This window comes from Erythrobacter sp. RANMB8, assembly GCF_056848235.1.
The window spans coordinates 73,092-91,794 of record NZ_JBREHG010000004.1; the positions used below are offsets into that span (position 1 = coordinate 73,092).

Below are 18,703 nucleotides of genomic sequence, written 5' to 3' on the forward strand. Positions count from 1 at the left end.
GTGTAACCCTGACCCAAGTGTTCCAGACACTTAGGCATGACACGCAAAGCCACTCTCCACTTCATCGATTCGTGCAGCCGCCAGCGCGCCGAACTGGCGCGGGTCGGTTTTTCCCTCGGCCACCACAGCGAGGTTTACGGCGATCTGTCCGAACTCGCGGTGCACCCGCCGCGCGAAGGGATCATCATCGCCCGCGATACGCCCGAAGAAGGCGGGGTGGACATGATCCTCGACCGGCTGGGCCGGCTGGGCATCTGGTTGCCGATGATTGCGGTCGATGTGCAGCCGCGCCCCAATCGCATCGTCGAGGCGATCAAGGCAGGGGCGCTCGATTACCTCGCCCTGCCGCTCGATCCCGAACGCTTCACCCGCTGCCTGATGCGGATCGAGAAAGAGGCCGAACAGTTCGGCGCCGCCCGCCGCCGCATGATCGAAGCGCGTGACCGCATCTCGACCCTGTCGGTGCGTGAACGCGAGGTGCTCGACTGGCTGGCCGAAGGCAGCAGCAACAAGGCCATCGCCCGCGAGCTCGACATCAGCCCGCGCACGGTGGAGATCCACCGCGCCAACATGATGACCAAACTGGGTGCGCGCCATGCGGCCGAAGCGGTGCGGCTGAAGCTGGAAGCCAAGCTGGAACCGCGGATGTCCGCGTAACCCGCGAGGCTCTGGCCCTCACCGCGATAATGGTCCAACCCCCTGGCGGCCCTGGCGCGTCCTTGTGACTGCGCCGGGGCCTCCGCATGTTCAGCGGCAGAACTTGCCGCCGCTGCCGCCGTCTTCGAGGTGGAAGTGATCTTCGTGCGCGGCGTTGTATTCCGGGCCGAGCACGGTGCCGAAACGCTTGCACGCGCTTTTCTGCACCACCCGCAAAAACTCCCGTGTCGCAGCATCGCCGCCCTGCCAGTCGCGCTTCAGCACGATCCGGCGTCCGTCAGCCAGCACGAAGCCCGAAACGTCGATCGCATCGGCGCGGGCATGGGCGGAACGCACTTCGGTGCCTGCGACATTGCGGCAATTGTAGCTGCCCATCGTCTCGATCTGCGCGACCGGACTGCCGAGCAGCTGGCGCGCGGCGCGATCAACGCCGAAGCGCGCCCAGTCGCCAAAGGCCTTGGCCGTGCCGCAGCGCACCGGCCCGAGATTGCTGACGCTGAGCGGTGCACGGTCGCCCGCCAGCGCCATCAGCTGCACTGTGCCCAGCTTGTTGCACCCCGGCGCGGCATAGCTGTCGGGCAGCGGGTTGAACCGCGCGCCGCTCGCACCGAGATCGGACAGGCAGCTGCGGTCTTCGGGACGCGGCGCAAAGCTCTGCGGGGCCGAGCTGACGCTGGTCGCCGGACGTGCCGGAGCGCGGGCGATCGGGCCCGGCAAGGATTTGCCGGCGCTGCTTGCCGCACCGGGTGCCGCGCCGCCATTACCGCCGGGGATCAGCGAGCCGCAGCCCGCCAGAGCCAGAGCACTCGCCAGCACAAAACCGGCGCGCAAGGGGATGAGTCTGTCCATGGCTACGGACTATGCCGCAGCGATAGTTAACCCATCCGGAAAGGTTTGGGTTAATGAAACCTTGCACGGTTACTCCGTAAGGTTACCCGAATGTGACCGCTGTGCCGGCACAGCCTGCGGCAAAATCATGCCGGGGTGTCGTCAACCTGTTCCCACAATTCGATTTTCACACCATCGGGATCGAGCAGCCATGCGAACTTGCCGTAACCCTCGTCGGCCTCGCCCAGAATTGCGATGCCCTTGGCCTTAAGCATGGCAACAAATCCGTCGAGGTCATCGACCCTGAGGTTGATCATGAAGCCGCCGGTGCCGGGATTGATGTAGTCGTGATCGGCGAAGTGGCTGATCAGCGAATAGGGATGGGTGCGCGGCTCGTCAGCCCAGGCCATTTGCGGGCCATACTCGCCATCGATGCCCAGCACCTCGCGATACCATGCGCGGGTCGCGGCCGGATCCTTGACGACGTAGAACACCCCGCCAAGGCCGGTCACGCGGGGTGTTGTGCTGCCGGTGCTCATGCCGCGGCAGCGTTGGCGGGGCGGCGGGTGAGGGCGCTGACGATGATGATCGCGACCAGCGCCGCGGCAAAGCCGGGGACGATCTCGTAGAGGCCGGGGCCGCCCAGCAGCGCCTTGTTCCAGCCCAGCGCGATCCAGCCTGCCACAACGCCTGCGCCGGTCACCATGCCGGCCACTGCGCCTGCACCGGTCATGCCCGGCCATGTCAGCGCCAGCAGAATCAGCGGGCCGAAAGCCGCGCCGAAGCCTGCCCATGCATTGGCGACGAGGCCCAGCACCTGGCTTTCCGGATCGGCGGCAATCACCATCCCCGCTGCCGCCACCAGCGCAACGCTCACCCGCCCGATATTCACCGCCTCGCGCTCGGACGCATTGCGGCGCAGGAACAGGCGGTAGAAATCCTCGGTCAGCGAGGAGGAGGACACCAGCAGCTGCGATGAAATCGTGCTCATGATCGCCGCCAGCAGCGCGGCGTAGAGAAATCCGGTCACGGCGGGGTGGAACAGCAGGTTGGCGAGCACGATGAAGATCGTTTCGGGATCGTCCACCACCAGCCCGTTGCGCTCGACATAGGCGCGGCCCGCCAGCCCCATGACCACCGCACCGGCGAGCGAGATCACCATCCAGCCCATGCCGATGATCCCGGCGCGACGGACATTCTCCACCCGGTCGATCGCCATGAAGCGCACGATGATGTGCGGCTGCCCGAAATAGCCCAGACCCCATGTCACCGCGCTGATCACCCCGATCAGCGTTGCCCCTTGCGTCAGGCTGAGGAAGCCTTCCTGCGGCACGGCGGCGATGCTGCCGCCCGCGCTGCCGCCGGGGCCGAACATGATCACCAGCGGCATGATCACCAGCGCGACCATCATGATCAGCCCCTGCACGAAATCGGTGAGGCTTACCGCCAGAAAGCCGCCGATCATGGTGTAGACCAGCACGATGCCCGCGGTGATGACGATGCCGAGCATGTAATCGGACAGGCCCGTATCGGGCAGCATTCCGGCAAAAGCGGTCACGAACAGCTTGCCCCCGCCGACCATGCCCGATGCGGTATAGACCGTGAAGAAGGCGACAATGATCACCGCCGACGTCACCCGCAGCACGGTGCCGCTTTCGGGAAAGCGGTTGGCGAGGAATTGCGGGATCGTCAGCGCATTGCCGATGCGTTCGGTCTGATCGCGCAGGCGCGGTGCGACCACGATCCAGTTGACCGCCGCGCCCACCGTCAGGCCGATGGCGATCCACGCCTCCACCAGCCCGCTGGCATAAAGCGCGCCGGGCAGGCCCAGCAGCAGCCAGCCCGACATGTCCGACGCGCCCGCCGAAAGCGCCGCTACCGATGGTGGAAGATTGCGCCCGGCCAGCAGGTATCCCGCGCTGTCACCGGTCGATTTGCGCCAGGCATAAAGCCCGATGGCGAGCATCAGGGCGAAATAGGCGGCAAGCGATGCGAGGGTGTAAGCATTCATGGCCGCGAGGGGTAACAACCCTCGCGCCCATTGGCCACCGCTGGCGGGGAGTTTTTCCCGTCAGCTTGGGATCAATCGTCCTTCTTGCGCTTCGCCTTCTTGCGCTCGTGCGGGCACAGCAGGGCCTTGCGCAGGCGGATCGACTGCGGCGTCACCTCGACCATTTCATCATCGTCGATATAGGCGATGGCCTGTTCGAGGCTCATGCGGCGCGGCGGGGTGAGGCGGATCGCGTCATCCTTGCCGCTGGAACGGATGTTGGTGAGCTGCTTGGCCTTGAGCGGATTGACTTCGAGATCGTCGGGCTTGGCGTTCTCGCCGATCACCATGCCTTCATAGACCTTCATCTGCGGACTGATGAACAGGGTGCCGCGCTCTTCCAGCGAGTTGAGGGCATAGGCCACCGCCTCGCCATCGCCGTTGGAGATCAGCACGCCGTTGATCCGGCCTTCGATCGGGCCCTTGTAAGCATCATACTTTTCGAACAATCGGTTCATGATCCCGGTGCCGCGCGTGTCGGACAGGAATTCGCCGTGGTAACCGATCAACCCGCGCGACGGGGCCGAGAAGGTGATGCGGGTCTTGCCGAGGCCGGACGGGCGCATTTCCACCAGATCGGCCTTGCGGCGCTGCATCTTCTCGACGACCGTGCCCGAGTGCTCGTCATCGACATCGATCACGACGGTTTCGTAAGGCTCGGTCCGCTTGCCGTTCTCTTCGCGGAACAGCACACGCGGGCGGCTGATGCCGAGTTCGAAGCCTTCGCGGCGCATGGTTTCGATCAGCACGCCGAGCTGCAATTCGCCGCGCCCGGCGACTTCGAAGCTGTCCTTGTCCTCGCTTTCGGTGACGCGGATCGCGACGTTGGTTTCCGCTTCGCGCAGCAGGCGGTCGCGGATCATGCGGCTGGTCACCTTGCTGCCCTCGCGCCCGGCCAGCGGGCTGTCATTGACCGAAAAGCGCATCGCCAGGGTCGGCGGGTCGATCGGCTGGGCGGCGATCGGATCGGTTACGCTGGGATCGCAGATGGTGTTGGCCACCGTGGCCTTTTCCAGCCCTGCGAGCGCGATGATGTCGCCCGCACGGGCGATGTCCACGGGGACGCGCTCCAGCCCGTCAAAGCTCATCAGCTTGGTGGCGCGGCCGGTTTCGATCACCTTGCCGTCCATGTCGATGGCGTGGATCGGATCGTTGACGCGGATCGTGCCCGATTGCACGCGGCCCGTCAGCACGCGGCCCATGAAGTTGTCGCGGTCAAGCAGCGTGGCGAGGAAGGCAAACTTGGCATCCGGATCAAGGCCGGGGGCGGGCACGTGCTCGATCACCTTGTTGAACAGCGGCGCGAGCGTGCCGCTGCGGGCGTCGGCATCCTCGCTGGCATAGCCTTCGCGTCCCGAAGCGTAGAGCACGGGAAAATCGAGCTGTTCGTCATTGGCATCGAGGCTGACGAACAGGTCGAACACCTCGTCGAGCACTTCCTGCGGGCGGCCATCGGGGCGGTCGATCTTGTTGACGACGACGATCGGCTTCAAACCCAGCGCCAGCGCCTTGCCGGTGACGAACTTGGTCTGCGGCATCGCGCCTTCCGCGCTGTCGACCAGCAGGATCACGCCATCGACCATGCTGAGAATGCGCTCCACCTCGGCGCCGAAGTCGGCGTGGCCGGGGGTATCGACGATGTTGATGCGCGTGGTCTGGCCGTCATGCTCCCATTCGACGCTGGTGCACTTGGCGAGAATGGTGATCCCGCGTTCCTTTTCGAGATCACCCGAATCCATCGCGCGTTCTTCCACCCGCTGGTTGTCGCGGAAGGTGCCCGACTGGCGGAACAACTGGTCGACCAGCGTGGTCTTGCCGTGGTCAACGTGGGCGATGATCGCGATATTTCGGAGGGCGGACGACATTCGGGAAACTTCCGGTGAAAAGCCGGACATGGTGGTGTCCGGGACATGGGGCAGGGGCAGCGCGCCGTGAGCGCGGAGCCTTAGGTGGTGTTCGTGGCGGATTAGCGACAGACCGCGACGCTACGGCATGGGCCGCAGGTGCGCGATGTGCTGCGTTGCAACATCGGCGCGCCGCCTAGCAGGGGCGGGGCTGCGGGGCAAGCTTCGAGGCTGTGCAGAGCGTCGCAACAAGGGTTTGCCTGTGTGACTCTTGCGCAACATTTCGCCTTCAGCGCCGGGAAAAGCGGGGGTCTGCGGCTTGTGGCTGGCGCAACACTGGCTTATCACTCGCCCTGTTCGACCACGGGAGAGACCGCATCCGAAGATGCGGGCCAGCACTGGCGCCGGGGTCGCGGGATTGTAGGAGAGGAGCTTTCATGCGTTCGACCATGACCGGCACTGCCGGCACGTACCGATTCACCCTGCTGGCAGGGGCGGCCGCTTTCGCGCTGGCTACTCCGGGCGTGGCCTTCGCCCAGGACGAAGAGCCCGAAGCGCCGGAAAGCAGCAACGTCATCATCGTCACCGCGTCCAAGCGCGAGCAGACGCTGCAGGAAACCCCGATCTCGGTGTCGGTGACCAGCGGCGAGACGCTTGAAAACGCCCAGATCCGCGACGTGCTCGATCTCCAGACCGTCACGCCCTCGCTGCGCGTCAGCCAGCTGCAGAACGCATCGGCCACCACTTTCATCATCCGCGGCTTCGGCAACGGCGACAACAACTTCGGGATCGAGCCTTCGGTCGGCGTGTTCCGTTCGCGCTCGGCTGCCGCCCTGTCCGACCTCAACATGGTCAGCCGCATCGAAGTGCTGAACGGGCCGCAATCGACCCTGTTCGGCAAGAACGCTTCGGCCGGTGTGATCTCGGTCGTCACCAAGGAGCCGCAGTATGAATTCGGCGGCATGGTCGAAGCCAGCTACGGCAATTACAACGCCTTCATCCTCAAGGGTGAAGTGACCGGCCCGATCAGCGAAAACGTCGCCTTCTCGCTCGACGGCAGCTACAACCGCCGCGATGGTTATGCCACGATCGTCAACCTCGACGAAGACCTGTCGGACCGCAACCGCTGGACCGCGCGCGGTCAGTTGCTGATCGAGCCGACGGCGGACTTCAAGATCCGCATGATCGCCGATTACGGCAAGATCGACGAAGTGTGCTGTCAGGTCTCGACCCTCGTGGCCGGCCCCAGCGCGCCCGCAGTCTTCGCCGTGGGCGGTGCGCTGGATACCGATTTCTTCAGCTACGAAACCTTCCTCAGCCAGGTGCCGCGCAACACCGTCGACAACTACGGCGGCTCGGTTCAGGCTGACTGGAGCACCGGTGCGCTGACCTTCACCTCGATCACCGCCTATCGCGAACTGAAGAACTTCCTCGATCAGGATGTCGACTTCACCAGCGCCGACGTGGTGTCCGAAACCCGCGACCAGGAGGTCAAGACCTTCACCCAGGAATTCCGGGTCACCTCGGATTTCGATGGTCCGATCAACTTCCTGCTCGGCGGTTTCTACTTCGACGAGAAGATTTCGCAGGATAGCCGCCTGACGTCCGGTGCCGATGCGCGTCCGTTCTTCAGCCTGCTGGCGGGCAACCCGAACGTGTTCAACGGCGTTGAAGCCGCGCTCGGCTTCCCGCAGGGCTCGATCTTCTCGGCCGGCCCGCTGACCGCCGAACAGTTCTCGATGTCGAACGAGGCATGGTCGGTGTTCGGCACCGTGGATTTCGAGCCGGTTGACGGCCTCGTGTTCACCGCCGGGTTCAACTACACCGACGACAGCAAGCGTTTCGCGCTTGCCCAGCAGTCGTTCGACGAGCTGTCGAACACCAACCTGGTGGATGCCTTCATCACCGGTGCGACCTTGCAGAATCCGGGCATCCCCGATGTCTTCACCCGTGCGCAGTTCCAGGCTCTGCCCGGCGCGGTGCAGCAGGGCTTGCTTGCCGTCGCAACCAACCCGTGCACTCCGACGAGCGTGGCGGGGACCTGCAACCCGCTGCTCGGCCTCACCCCGTTCCAGTTCCAGCCGCCGTTCTTGACCATTCCGAACGCGGTCGAGCCGGGCCGGACTGCGGATGACCAGTTCACCTATCTGCTGCGCGCCGCGTACCAGATCTCGAACGAAGTCAACATCTACGCCAGCTACGCCACCGGCTTCAAGGCAAGCTCGATCAACCTGTCGCGCGATAGCCGTCCGGTGTTCGGCGATTACATTCCGGGTCCGGGCCGTTCGTCGTTCGCGGCGCCTGCCTCGCCGATCACCAATGCCGGGCTGGGCGTGGCCAACCTCAATACCGGTTCGCGTTTTGCCGGACCGGAAGAAGCGGAAGTCTATGAACTGGGCCTCAAGGCGCAGTGGCCGGGCTTCGGCTTCAACCTCGCGCTGTTCGACCAGACCATTCAGGGCTTCCAGAGCTTCCTGTTCACCGGCACCGGCTTCCAGCTGAACAACGCCGGTGAGCAGTCGGTGCGCGGCTTCGAACTCGATGCCACGATCAACCCGACCGATGGTCTGGTGTTCACCTTTGCTGCGACCCATCTCGATGCGCTGTATGACAGCTTCACCGCCAGCCCGGTGGGTGACCTGTCGGGCCAGCGTCCGGGCGGCATTCCTTCGTGGAGCCTCGCTACCTCGGCGACCTACACCCACGAATTCGCCGGCAGCGGCAACAAGCTGGTGACGCGTCTCGATTATTCCCACGAAAGCAACACCGCGATCAACAACGGTCTGCCGGCCTTCAACGGACCGATCGGTGCGCGCCGCGATCCGCGGATCTTCCAGCGTGAAGTGAACCTCGTGAACGGCTCGATGATCTTCCAGATGGAAAACGGTCTGGAACTCGGCATCTGGGCGCGCAACCTGCTTGACGACCAGTACATCATCACGGTGTTCGACGGCGTTGCGCAGGCCGGCACGGTTTCGGGCTACCCGAACCAGCCGCGCACCTACGGCGCTCTGGCGCGCTTCCGCTTCTAAGCGGACGCTCCGGCAACCGGGAAAAGGGCCTCGCGCAGCAATGCGCGGGGCCTTTTTCATTTGCCTTGGCGCGGCAATTATGGTGCCTTGTGAAGGCGTTGAAAGCGCAATTGCTTGAGGGGGATCACGCACATGGAATGGATGATTTTGCCGTTCAAACGGTATGTCGATTTTGAAGGCCGATCGCGGCGCAAGGAGTTCTGGATGTTCCAGCTCCTCAATCTGCTGGTCGCACTGGTTCTCGCCGGGCCGTTTTTCGTGACCTTGATGGGGGCCAGCATTGCCAATGCCGGCGATCCGATGGCGCAGGAAGCGGCGATGGCAGCGATGTTCGAAGGTGGCGGGGGCATCCTGTCGATGGTCGGCCTGGGCATCTATGCGCTCTACGCGCTGGTCGCCTTTCTGCCTTCGATTGCGGTGACGGTGCGCCGTTTCCACGATCGCGACATGTCGGGTTGGTGGTATCTCGGTCTGACGGTGGCGGGGATCATTCCGCTGGTCGGCTTCCTCGCCAGCATCGCGCTGCTGGTGTTCATGGTTCTGCCGGGCACGCCGGGCAGCAACCGCTTTGGCGCCGATCCCAAGGACCCCTACGCCGAAGACGTTTTCGCATAGGCTTGACCCGCGGGCGCCTGCGGCGAGCCTTACAGCTCCCGCAGCGCCCGCGCCGGTTTGGCCCGCAGCAACGGCAGCGATCCGGCCAGCGCAAAGCCCAGCACCAGCGCCACGCCGAGGCCGAGCACGCCCAGCACCTGCCCCCAATCGGGCAGCCAGTCGAATTCGAACACCTGCGTGATCACGATCCACGCAAGGCCTCCGCCCAGCGCCAGCGCCACCAGTGCCAGCACGCCCGCCAGCAGGCCATATTCCGCCAGTTGCAGCAGCAGGATCTGCCGCCGGCTTGCGCCCAGCACCCGCAGCATCACCGTATCATAGGTGCGCGCCGCCCGCGCCGCTGCAATCGCGCCCATCAGCACCGCCAGCCCTGCCAGCACCGTGACCGCAGCTGCCGCCAGCGTCGCCAGGCTCACCTGCTGGAGGATATTGCGCGCCTCGACCAGAATGCCGCCCACCTCGATCACCGAGCTTGACGGCATCTCCTTCACCAGCCCCCGCAGCAGGCGCCCGCGGGCCTCGCTGTCGGCGCCTTCGGGCAGGTCGATGGTGGCCGAAAGGTTGTGCGGCGCATCGGCAATCGCATTCCGGCTGAACACCAGCAGGAAATTGAACCCCATGCTTTCCCAGTCGATCTCGCGCAGATTGGCGATCCGTGCCGTGCGCTCGACGCCGAGGATGCCGACGGTGATATAATCGCCGACCTTCAGCCCCGCCGCCTTGGCCAGTTCCGCATCGACCGACACCAGCGGTTCGCCCTTGTGGAACGGGCTCCACCATTCGCCCGCGACCACGCGGTTGCCCTGCGGGATGGTGTCGGCATAGGTCAGACCGCGCTCGCCGCGCAGGCCCCATGCGCCCTCGGGCAGTTCCTTGAGATCGGCAACGCGGATCATCTTGTCCTTCGGCCCGTAGGCCAGCACAGCGCCGCGCATGGTCGGCACGGTGCGGATTCCGGCCTTGGGAAACTCGCTCTGGATCAGTTCGAAGAAGCGCGGTTCCTTGTCGCGCGGCACGTCGAGCACGAAGTAATCGGGCGCCTCGCGCGGGACACGGCTCTGGATATTGCCGTCAATCGCGCTCTGCACGGCGGCGAGCAGCACGAAGGCGGCAAGGCCGAAGCCGAGCGCCGTCACCAGCGCGCCGGTGGGCGCTCCGGGGCGGTGGATATTGGCCAGCGCGCTGCGCAGCAAGGGATTGCGCGGGCGCGGCAGGCGGCGGGCGAGGGTCTGGATCGTCCAGCCAAGCCCCGCCAGCAGCACCAAAGCGCCGCCTGCGCCGATCAGGAACCCGCCCGACAGGCGCGGCTGCGCGGTTGTCAGCAGCGCCAGCGCACAGATCGCCGCGAGGCCGAGACCGGTGGCAATCAGCGCCCGCTTGTCGCGGGACAGCGGCACCACGCCTGATCGCATCAGCGCCATCGCCGGAAAGGTCCGGGCGCGCAGCAAGGGTGCAGCGGCAAAGGCAAAGGCGACCAGCAGACCGTAAGCCGCTGCCAGCGCCAGCGGGGCAGGGGCGATGATGAACCCGCTTTGGACCGGCAGCAGCCCTTGCAGCGCCGCGCCGAGCAGCGGGGTGATCAGCACGCCGACGATCAGCCCGGCGATGCTGCCCGCCAGCGCCGCCACGCCGATCTGCAGGGCATAGATGCGCACAATGTCGCCCGATGTGGCCCCCAGCACCTTCAGCGTCGCGATGCTGCCGCGCCGCTGGTCGAGATAGGAGGACACCCCGCCCGCAATCCCGATCCCCGCAATCACCAGCGCGGCAAGGCCGACCAGCGTCAGAAAATCGCTCATCTGTCGCACGAAGCGGTCAGCGCCGGGCGAGGCGCGGTCGCGGGTGCGGATGTCGAACCCGTCATTGGGATAGGCCTTGGTCAGCGCCTCCTCGACCGCCTCGGGATCGCGCGAGGGATCGGCAAAGGCGATGCGGTGCTTGCTCTGGTAGAGCGCGCCCGGTTGCAGCAGGCCGGCAGCGGCGGGCACATCCTGCGCCACGATCACCGTCGGGCCAAGCTGGAAGCCTTCCGACAGGCGATCCGGCTCGCCCTCGATCACGCCTGCCGCGGTCAGGGTCACGGTGCCGACGGTGAAGCTGTCACCCACCTTGATGCCAAGCCGTTCGAGCGCGCTCTGGGCGATCCACGCGTCATTGCCGGACGGCGCGCCGACCTTCCGGCCATCGGCGAGGGTCAGCGTGCCGAACATCGGCCATTTCGCGTCCACCGCCTTCAATTCGATCGGCGCAGCAGCATCGGGCGTGCTGGCCATGGCTTGCAGCCGGAACCCGCTGGAGACGGTGCCATAGGCTTCGAGCGCCTTGCGCTGGTCATCCGAAAGGTCGCGTTGCCACACCTCGACCTCCAGATCCCCGCCGAGCAGTTCCTGCCCGCTGGATGCCAATTCCTGCTCGATCGCGGCGGTCAGCGTGCCGATCGCCGCCAGTGCCGCCGTGCCGAGGAAGATGCACACCAGCAGCAGGCGCAGACCCTTGAAGCGGGCATTGAGATCGCGCCGGGCAATCGCCCATGCGGCAGACAAGGGCAGGCTCATTGCGGGTTGGCCGTGTCGGACACGATCACCCCGTCGGCCATGGTCAGCACCCGCTCGCAGCGGGCGGCCAGCGCGGCATCATGGGTGATGATCAGCAGGGTCGCGCCGGTTTCGGCGCGGCGGGCGAACAGCAGCTTGATGATCTCCTCACCGGTGGCCGCATCGAGGTTGCCGGTGGGTTCGTCGGCAAAGATCAGATCGGGGCGCGGCGCGGTGGCGCGGGCGATGGCGACGCGCTGCTGCTCGCCGCCCGAAAGCTGGGTGGGGTAATGGCCGGTGCGATGGCCGAGACCGACCGCTTCAAGCTCGGCCAGTGCGCGCGGGGCGGCTTCGGGCATTCCGGCGAGTTCCATCGGGGTGGCGACGTTTTCGGCCGCGGTCATGGTGGGCAGCAGGTGGAAGGCCTGCAACACGATCCCGATCCGGCCCCGGCGGGCAGCCGCAAGGCCATCTTCATCCAGCGCCGCGAAATCCGCGCCCGCCACGCTGAGGCTCCCGCCGCTGGCACGCTCAAGCCCCGAAAGCACCGCCATCAGCGAGCTTTTGCCCGAACCCGAAGGGCCAAGCAGCGCAACCACCTCGCCCCGCGCAATGTCGAGATCGATCCCGCGCAGGATCGTGACCGGCGCGGCATTGCTGCCGAGGGTGAGGGCAAGGTTGCGGGCGCTGATTGCGAGAGAGGGGCTTGTCACGTGGTTCCGATGGCATAGGTGAGAGAGGTCAACAAGCTACAGCTAGGGAAGGCTCGCGGATGCACAAGCGCGGTTGGTCGAAAATTGGCGTTGCCGGGGCGCTTGCGCTCGCTCTTGCGGCGTGCGGCGGGGAGGCGAATGAGGCCGTCCCTGCAAGCGAAGTGGCCGCCGATGGTGCCGCCGCGCTACGGGCGATCCCGGTGATGGGGCCGGAGCGCCGCATCCTCGCCTTCGGAGACAGCCTGTTTGCCGGTTACGGCCTCGATCCTGCACAAAGCTATCCGGCGCGGCTGGAGGCGGCCTTGCGGGCCAAGGGGGTGAACGCGCTGGTCGCCAATGCCGGGGTGTCGGGCGATACCACCGCGGCGGGGCTTCAGCGGTTGGCCTTCACGCTGGATGCACAGGCGCGAAAGCCCGATCTGTTTATCCTCGAGTTGGGTGGCAATGATCTGCTGCGCGGCCTTTCGCCGGAAGAGACGAAGGCGAACCTCGGCACAATGCTGGCCGAACTCAAGGCGCGCGATATTCCGGTGCTGCTGATGGGGATGCGCGCGCCCCCCAATTACGGGCCGGAATATCAGGCGCAGTTCGATGCGCTCTATGCCGCGCTGGCGAAAGAGTATGGCGCGGCCCTGATCCCGTTCTGGCTGGAGGATATCTACCGCGAGCCTGAGCTGTTCCAGGCCGACAAGATCCACCCCACCGCCGAAGGGATCGAGCGGCTGGTGGCATCGACGCTGGGCGAGGTCGAGGGCGCGCTGCCGCCGCCGGAATAAACCCCGTTCGCCTCGAGCGTAGTCGAGAGGCCAAGCGAAAGTGTCTCGACTGCGCTCGACACGAACGGATTGCTTTACAGCCGCTCCACATTCCCGCCGCTGACCCGCCAGATCGCCGCCTCGCCGCGGATGGCATCGAAGGGGGCAAGCTCGGTGCCGGTCATCCACACCTGCGCCGTGCCTTCGCGCAGGCGGCGGAACAATTCGGTGCGGCGCACCGGATCGAGGTGCGCGGCGACCTCGTCCAGCAGCAGCACGCTCGGCCGTCCTGCCGAGGCAAGGATGCCGTGGGCCAGCGTTATCGCGATCAGCATCGCCTTCTGTTCACCGGTGGAACATGACGCGGCAGGCTGGCGGGTGCTGGCCATGGCGACTTCGAGCTCGTCGCGCTGCGGGCCTGCGAGAGCGCGGCCCGCCGCCCGGTCTCGCGGACGGGATTTGGCGAGTTCGGCGCGCAGGGCAGTCTCGTCCACCGGGCCGCCGGGGCGGTAGGCGAGGGCTGGCCTTGCAAAGGGTTCGGGCGGCAGGGCGGACAGCTCGTCCACCAATCGTGCCACCAGCGCGGCGCGGGTGCGGGCGACGCTGGCGCCGTGATCGGCCGCCTGCGCCTCGATCGCATCAAGCCAGCGCGGATCACCGCCCTGTTCCAGCAACCTTCCGCGTTCGCGCAAGGCTGTCTCAAGCGCATTGACCCGCCGCGCATGATCGGGCGCGATGGCCAGCGCCATGCGGTCCATGAACCGCCGCCGTGCCCCAGCGCTGTCGGTGAACAGCCCGTCCATCGCCGGGGTCAGCCAGGACAGCGCCATCCATTCGGCAAGGCTCGCCGCGCTCGCCGCCGCGCCATTCACGCGCACCAGCCTGCGGCCGGGCTGCCCTGCCTCGGTATAGGTGCCGAGCCGTGCGGAGACCGTCCCTGCCTCGGTCAGGCTCGCGCCGATGGCAAAGGGCAGGGGAGCATCGCCGGGCGCCGCCTTGCGCGCCAGATCGCCGAGGTTGGCACGCCGCAGCCCGCGACCGGGGCCAAGCAGCGAGAGCGCCTCCAGCAGATTGGTCTTTCCCGCCCCGTTTTCGCCCACCAGCAGGTTGAAATGCGCGGTTTCGGCCAGCGTCGTTGCCGCATGGTTGCGGAAGTTTTCGAGGGTGATCCGGCTGAGGCCCATGGCATTGCCGCGGGTAGCGAGAGGCGCGGGATTTGGCCAGAGCGCCGCATCGGAATTCGCCGATGCCAACCCTTGGGAAATTTTACCAACCTTTCGCTTCGCTGAATGGGCTGTTTGCGCGGCGACAGCTTCGAAACGGCGGAAATCCGCCATTTTTCGAGTTTGGCACGCCCCATGCAAAGTATCCGGCATCCCCGGGATGGTCCCGGAACACAGTGAAAAACACCAAAGGAGACACACCAATGTTCGCCATCGAAACTTCGAACCGCCTGTTCGCCGCCGCTTTCTCGGTCGTGCTTTCGGCAGCTTTCTTCGCCTACGCGATCATCCCCGCCAGCCCGACCCTTGTGGCCTGATCCGGCCCGCCAACCCAACAGAAGGACCAAGACCATGTTCGGCCAAGACCACACCGCCCGTTTTGCCTCGGCTGCCTTTGCTGTCATCCTGACCGTTGCCAGCTTCGCCTACGCCATCATCCCTGCCAGCCCCGGCATGATCGCCTGATCACCAACCACCCATACGGAGTTTGACTGACATGAACGACGTGACCCGCAATTCCGGTGGCAAGCCGCCCCGCGCCGGCTTCCGCCTCGACAAGACCAACGCCAAGGTCTTTGGCGTGTGTGCCGGGATTGCCGATTACTTCGGGATCGATGCGATGCTGGTGCGGATCGGCTTTGTCGCCGGCACGCTGTTCGGCTTCGGCAGCTTTATCCTGATCTACCTCGCGATCGCCCTGATCGCGGATTGACCCCGACCCAACGGGCGGTGCGCCACCAGACGGACTTGAAGTGTCCGCAAGGGCGACCGCCCGCCGGCCGCAAGGCCGCCCCCTCGGCAGGCAATCGCGCAGCGATTTGCCGCGAGAGCAAAGACACTACATCGCGGAAATGCCGCCATCCAGCTTGAGCTCGGCGCCCGTCATGAACCGGCTTTCATCGCTCGCCAGATAGACCACCGCATTGGCGATATCGTTGGGTTCGCCCACGAATTTGAGCGGGATCTGCCGCGCCAGCTTTTCCAGCAGCACATCCTTGTCGAGCTGCGCCGAGCGCGCCGTGCCATCAAGGATCGGGGTATCCACAAAGGTCGGGTGCACGGAATTGCAGCGGATATTCATGCTCTTCTTGGCGCAGTGCAGCGCAATCGACTTCGACAGCATCCACACTGCCGCCTTGCTGGCGTTGTAGGCGGGCATGGTGTCGCTCGCGATCAGTCCCGCGATCGAGGAGATGTTGATGATCGACCCCGGCGCGTGTTCGCGCATCAGCGGCAGCGCCTTCTGGCAGCCGTGGAAAATCGAATTGACGTTGATGTCGAAGCAGCGCTGCCAGTCTTCGAAAGTGCAGGCTTCGATGTTCCCCGGAACGCCGATCCCGGCATTGTTGACCAGCACGTTCAGACCGCCGAGCTTTTCGCGGGCGGCATCAATGGCGGCTTCCCACTGCGCGGGGTCGGTCACATCATGCGCCATGCCGAAGGCGGTGCCTTCGCCCATTTCTGCGTTGATGATCGCGGCGGTTTCTTCGGCGCCCGCACCATTGATGTCGGTCGCCAGCACCCGCGCACCTTCCTGCGCCAGCCGGATGCAATGCGCCCGCCCGAGCCCCTGCGCGCCGCCGGTGACAAGGGCCATCTTGCCCGCAACTCTGCCTGCCATAAGTCAATCCTCTCCCAGGTATTCCGGTGTCAAAAGCATGGCGATGCGCACATCGACCGCGTGGCCGGCGCGCCGCCATTCGGCCACGAAGCGCGAAAGATCGCGCAGGGCCACGCGGTGGACGGTGATGTTCTCGCCCTCGGTCCCGCCGCCCTCGCTGACCCGCTCGAGGCCCGTCGCCTTGAGCAGCGTGAAGCATTCGGAGACCATGCCGGGCGAGGAATAGAATTCGCCCAGCACCCGCATCTGCCGCGCGCGGTAGCCGGTTTCCTCCTCCAGCTCGCGCATCGCGGCGGCGGTGGCGTCCTCGCCCTCGGCTCCGGCATCGTCACCCACGAGGCCCGCGGGAATTTCGAGGCTGAAGCGGCCCAGCGGCACGCGATACTGGCTGACGAGGATCACGTGGGCCGTGCCGTCGGCATCATGGTCCAGCGCGATGATCGCCGCCGCCCTGATCCCGCGCGCACGCCCGACATACTCCCAGCGTCCGCGCTGTTTGGCGGTGATGAAGCGGCCTTCCCACATGATCTGTTCGGGCAGGTCGGCGTCGCGGTCTTTGATCAAGGATCGGCTCCGTGGCGAAAGCTGGGCTCGCCCTTCGACAGGCTCAGGGGCAACGGGTCAAGAGCTAAACCTCGATCAGCCGGTCCGGCAGTTCGTTTGCATCATCTTCCCCCCGCGGGAAGTGCTGCGCGAGCACGAAGCCGACATCGCGGATGCCTGCCGCCAGCCCTTCGGCAATGGCTCCCTTGCGGATGTGGACGAGCATGTCGCCCATCGCCTCGCCCCAGACTTCGGCAGGGACAATCGCCGCGATGCTTTCGTCGGCGACGATTTCGGCGCGGTGTTCGCGCATTGACAGGTAGATCAGCACGCCGGTGTGCCCGGTGGTGCGGCCTCGCGCGCCGACCTTGAACTGGCGCACCGCCTGATCGTGCACGCGGATGGTCTTGGTGGGGGCAGGGATCAGCGCGAATTTCAGCGGCTCCCACTGCTGCACCAGCATCACGGCGAGGAATTTCAGCAGGCCCAGCGCGATCACCATGCTGGCCAGCTCCCCGCTGGTCCATTGATGGCCCCAGCTGCCCGTGACCCAGTCCCAAGTGTCGAGAAAGGGCTGGGGCATCGCTGCAAACACGCTCATCGCGGTAAAGGCCGCGCCTGCCGCCCACAGCAGGGCCACGTCGGTGTAACCGTCGGAGCGGTCAGCCAGCACGGTCACGATCTCGCCCGAGGTCTGCGCCTCGGCCGCGGTTACCGCCTCGCTCACCAGCTGGCGTCCGGCATCGTCGAGCCAGGCCATTTCTACCATCCCCCCGAGGCGCCGCCGCCACCGGAACTGCCGCCGCCAAAGCCGCCGAAACCACCGCCGCCGCCGAAACCACCGCCGCCGCCAAAGCCGCCGCCTCCGCCCCAGCCATCATCGTCGCTGCGCCCGGAGAGCGCGCCGCGCAAAATCGCGCTGCCCACTTCCCACAGGATGATGTCGCGGGCGGTATCGCCCATGTCGCGACCGCGATCGCCCCACGGGCCGGTGCCGCTGGCGCGGTATTTGCGCCGCCGGTTGCGTCCGCTCATCAGGGGCAGGACGAAGAAGAAGAACATGAAGGCGAGCCAGATCAGCACGCCGAAGGGAAAGCCGCCGTCGCTGCGGCTCTTCTGCGCCTCGGCGGCCTGCGCCGCTTCCTCGATGGCGATGGCATCCTCGGGCGCCTTGGCGAGGTGGGCGAGGATCGCCGCAACCCCGTCGGTTACACCCGCATCGAAATTGCCCTCCTTGAAGCGCGGCGTGATCACATCATTGATCACGCGCCCTGCCATGATCCCGCCGAAATATCCGTGCAGGCCATAGCCGACCTCGATCCGCAATTTGCGGTCATCGCGCGCGACCAGCAGCAGCAGCCCCATGTCGCGCTTTTCCCCGCCGATGCCCCAGTCGGAAAACAGCGCGGTGGCATAGGTTTCGATGCTGGCCCCGCCGAGGCTCGGCACAGTGGCGACGATGATCGCCCGGCCGGTCTCGGCGTTATAGGCGCGCAGCTGCGTGTCGAGCTGTGCCTCGGTCTCGGGCGAGAGGATGTCGGCCCCGTCATAGACCGGGCCATCGGGGCGGGGGGGATAATCCTGCGCCTGCGCCGTTGCTCCCAGCCCCGCAAGGCAGGCGATCAGCAGCAGGGCATGGCGCAGGAAGGCAAGGGGGCGGTTCACCTCAGTTGGTGGCCCCGCCGGTGATCGCGCTCATATCGACCTTGGGATTGGCCTTGGCCGCTTCGTCCGCCTGGAAATACTGGAGCGGCTGGGCGCCGTGCACCACGTTCGCGCCGATGCTGGAGGGGAAGGTGCGGATTTCGGTGTTATAATCCCGTGCCAGATCGTTGTAGCGCACCCGTTCGGTGTTGATCTGGTTGTTCGCCTCGTCGATCGCGACCATCAGATCGCCGAAGCGCGGCTGGCTGGCGAGCTGGGGGTAGTTTTCCACCACGGTGCGCAGCTGGCCCAGTGCCTGGGTCAACTGGTTTTGCGCATCGTTGAATTTCTTGAATTCCTCGGGGTTCGACAGGTCATCGGTGGTGATGTTGATCGATGTCGCGCGGGCGCGGGCGTCGATCACGCCTTGCAGGATGTCCTTTTCCGAAATGGCAGCGGCCTGCACCACGGCGACGAGGTTGGGGATCTTGTCCGAACGGTTCTGCAACGCGCTTTCGACATTGCCCCATTGCGCCTTGGCGGCTTCTTCCTTGGCCGGCACGGTGTTGATCCCGCAGGCGGCAAGGCTGAGCGCGGCGACGGCGGCAAAGGCGCCGCGCAGCATGGTGGTGAACTTCATCTGT

General features: G+C 65.9%; 19 protein-coding genes. 7 read left to right on the forward strand and 12 right to left on the reverse strand.

Annotated features, from left to right (window positions below; all coding sequences use genetic code 11):
* Positions 1-36: 36 nt before the first annotated feature.
* Positions 37-657, forward strand: coding sequence for a response regulator transcription factor (locus tag ACU0AG_RS07900; RefSeq protein WP_482781720.1), 621 nt, complete (start codon positions 37-39; stop codon positions 655-657).
* A gap of 90 nt (positions 658-747) precedes the next feature.
* Here the strand turns inward: ACU0AG_RS07900 and ACU0AG_RS07905 are convergent, their stop codons facing one another.
* The 4 genes from ACU0AG_RS07905 to typA all read right to left on the reverse strand — a co-directional run bounded on the left by ACU0AG_RS07905 (position 748) and on the right by typA (position 5,400).
* Positions 748-1,506 carry an extensin family protein gene (locus tag ACU0AG_RS07905; protein WP_482781721.1) on the reverse strand — a complete coding sequence of 253 codons (759 nt, stop codon included), beginning with the start codon at positions 1,504-1,506 and terminating at the stop codon, positions 748-750.
* Positions 1,507-1,631: 125 nt separating this feature from the next.
* Positions 1,632-2,024 (reverse strand): VOC family protein, encoded by a 393-nt coding sequence (locus ACU0AG_RS07910; protein WP_482781722.1) that lies wholly within the window; start codon positions 2,022-2,024, stop codon positions 1,632-1,634.
* Positions 2,021-3,496 (reverse strand): sodium/proline symporter PutP, encoded by a 1,476-nt coding sequence (putP, locus tag ACU0AG_RS07915; protein ID WP_482781723.1) that lies wholly within the window; start codon positions 3,494-3,496, stop codon positions 2,021-2,023. The genes ACU0AG_RS07910 and putP overlap by 4 nt, the downstream gene beginning before the upstream one ends.
* A 71-nt stretch (positions 3,497-3,567) precedes the next feature.
* Positions 3,568-5,400: a translational GTPase TypA gene (gene typA, locus ACU0AG_RS07920; protein WP_482781724.1), complete on the reverse strand. Its 1,833-nt coding sequence runs from the start codon at positions 5,398-5,400 to the stop codon at positions 3,568-3,570.
* Positions 5,401-5,816: 416 nt separating this feature from the next.
* Here typA and ACU0AG_RS07925 point away from each other — a divergent pair, with 416 nt between their 5' ends.
* Complete coding sequence (locus tag ACU0AG_RS07925; RefSeq protein WP_482781725.1) at positions 5,817-8,411, forward strand: TonB-dependent receptor; 2,595 nt, start codon at positions 5,817-5,819, stop codon at positions 8,409-8,411.
* Between the two features lie 132 nt (positions 8,412-8,543).
* Positions 8,544-9,026, forward strand: a complete 483-nt coding sequence (locus tag ACU0AG_RS07930; RefSeq protein WP_482781726.1) for a DUF805 domain-containing protein — start codon at positions 8,544-8,546, stop codon at positions 9,024-9,026.
* A 29-nt stretch (positions 9,027-9,055) separates the two neighbouring features.
* On the opposite strand, the gene ACU0AG_RS07935 is transcribed toward ACU0AG_RS07930, so the two are convergent.
* On the reverse strand, positions 9,056-11,581 hold the full coding sequence (locus ACU0AG_RS07935; protein ID WP_482781727.1) for an ABC transporter permease: 2,526 nt from the start codon (positions 11,579-11,581) through the stop codon (positions 9,056-9,058).
* Positions 11,578-12,273, reverse strand: coding sequence for an ABC transporter ATP-binding protein (locus ACU0AG_RS07940; RefSeq protein ID WP_482781728.1), 696 nt, complete (start codon positions 12,271-12,273; stop codon positions 11,578-11,580). Before ACU0AG_RS07940 ends, ACU0AG_RS07935 begins: the two co-directional genes overlap by 4 nt.
* A gap of 59 nt (positions 12,274-12,332) precedes the next feature.
* On the opposite strand from ACU0AG_RS07940, the gene ACU0AG_RS07945 reads away from it, so the two are divergent.
* Positions 12,333-13,049: an arylesterase gene (locus ACU0AG_RS07945; protein WP_482781729.1), complete on the forward strand. Its 717-nt coding sequence runs from the start codon at positions 12,333-12,335 to the stop codon at positions 13,047-13,049.
* A 74-nt stretch (positions 13,050-13,123) separates the two neighbouring features.
* Here the strand turns inward: ACU0AG_RS07945 and recF are convergent, their stop codons facing one another.
* The gene (gene recF, locus ACU0AG_RS07950) at positions 13,124-14,212 is read right to left on the reverse strand and encodes a DNA replication/repair protein RecF (RefSeq protein WP_482781730.1); all 1,089 of its coding nucleotides are present in this window, start codon (positions 14,210-14,212) and stop codon (positions 13,124-13,126) included.
* A 242-nt stretch (positions 14,213-14,454) separates the two neighbouring features.
* On the opposite strand from recF, the gene ACU0AG_RS07955 reads away from it, so the two are divergent.
* The 3 genes from ACU0AG_RS07955 to ACU0AG_RS07965 are packed head-to-tail and all read left to right on the forward strand — an operon-like array spanning position 14,455 to position 14,963.
* Positions 14,455-14,568, forward strand: coding sequence for an enoyl-CoA hydratase (locus ACU0AG_RS07955; protein ID WP_482781731.1), 114 nt, complete (start codon positions 14,455-14,457; stop codon positions 14,566-14,568).
* A 34-nt stretch (positions 14,569-14,602) separates the two neighbouring features.
* Positions 14,603-14,716, forward strand: a complete 114-nt coding sequence (locus ACU0AG_RS07960; RefSeq protein WP_482781732.1) for an enoyl-CoA hydratase — start codon at positions 14,603-14,605, stop codon at positions 14,714-14,716.
* A gap of 31 nt (positions 14,717-14,747) precedes the next feature.
* Positions 14,748-14,963, forward strand: a complete 216-nt coding sequence (locus tag ACU0AG_RS07965) for a PspC domain-containing protein (RefSeq protein WP_482781733.1) — start codon at positions 14,748-14,750, stop codon at positions 14,961-14,963.
* Between the two features lie 126 nt (positions 14,964-15,089).
* On the opposite strand, the gene ACU0AG_RS07970 is transcribed toward ACU0AG_RS07965, so the two are convergent.
* From ACU0AG_RS07970 to ACU0AG_RS07990, 5 genes are all read right to left on the reverse strand, one after another.
* Complete coding sequence (locus ACU0AG_RS07970; RefSeq protein ID WP_482781734.1) at positions 15,090-15,872, reverse strand: SDR family oxidoreductase; 783 nt, start codon at positions 15,870-15,872, stop codon at positions 15,090-15,092.
* A gap of 3 nt (positions 15,873-15,875) precedes the next feature.
* The gene (locus ACU0AG_RS07975) at positions 15,876-16,397 is read right to left on the reverse strand and encodes an NUDIX hydrolase (protein WP_482781865.1); all 522 of its coding nucleotides are present in this window, start codon (positions 16,395-16,397) and stop codon (positions 15,876-15,878) included.
* Between the two features lie 103 nt (positions 16,398-16,500).
* Complete coding sequence (locus ACU0AG_RS07980) at positions 16,501-17,175, reverse strand: TPM domain-containing protein (RefSeq protein WP_482781735.1); 675 nt, start codon at positions 17,173-17,175, stop codon at positions 16,501-16,503.
* Between the two features lie 2 nt (positions 17,176-17,177).
* Positions 17,178-18,080 carry a TPM domain-containing protein gene (locus tag ACU0AG_RS07985; protein WP_482781736.1) on the reverse strand — a complete coding sequence of 301 codons (903 nt, stop codon included), beginning with the start codon at positions 18,078-18,080 and terminating at the stop codon, positions 17,178-17,180.
* 1 nt (position 18,081) lies between these two features.
* Positions 18,082-18,699 carry a LemA family protein gene (locus ACU0AG_RS07990; protein WP_482781737.1) on the reverse strand — a complete coding sequence of 206 codons (618 nt, stop codon included), beginning with the start codon at positions 18,697-18,699 and terminating at the stop codon, positions 18,082-18,084.
* Positions 18,700-18,703 lie beyond the last annotated feature (4 nt).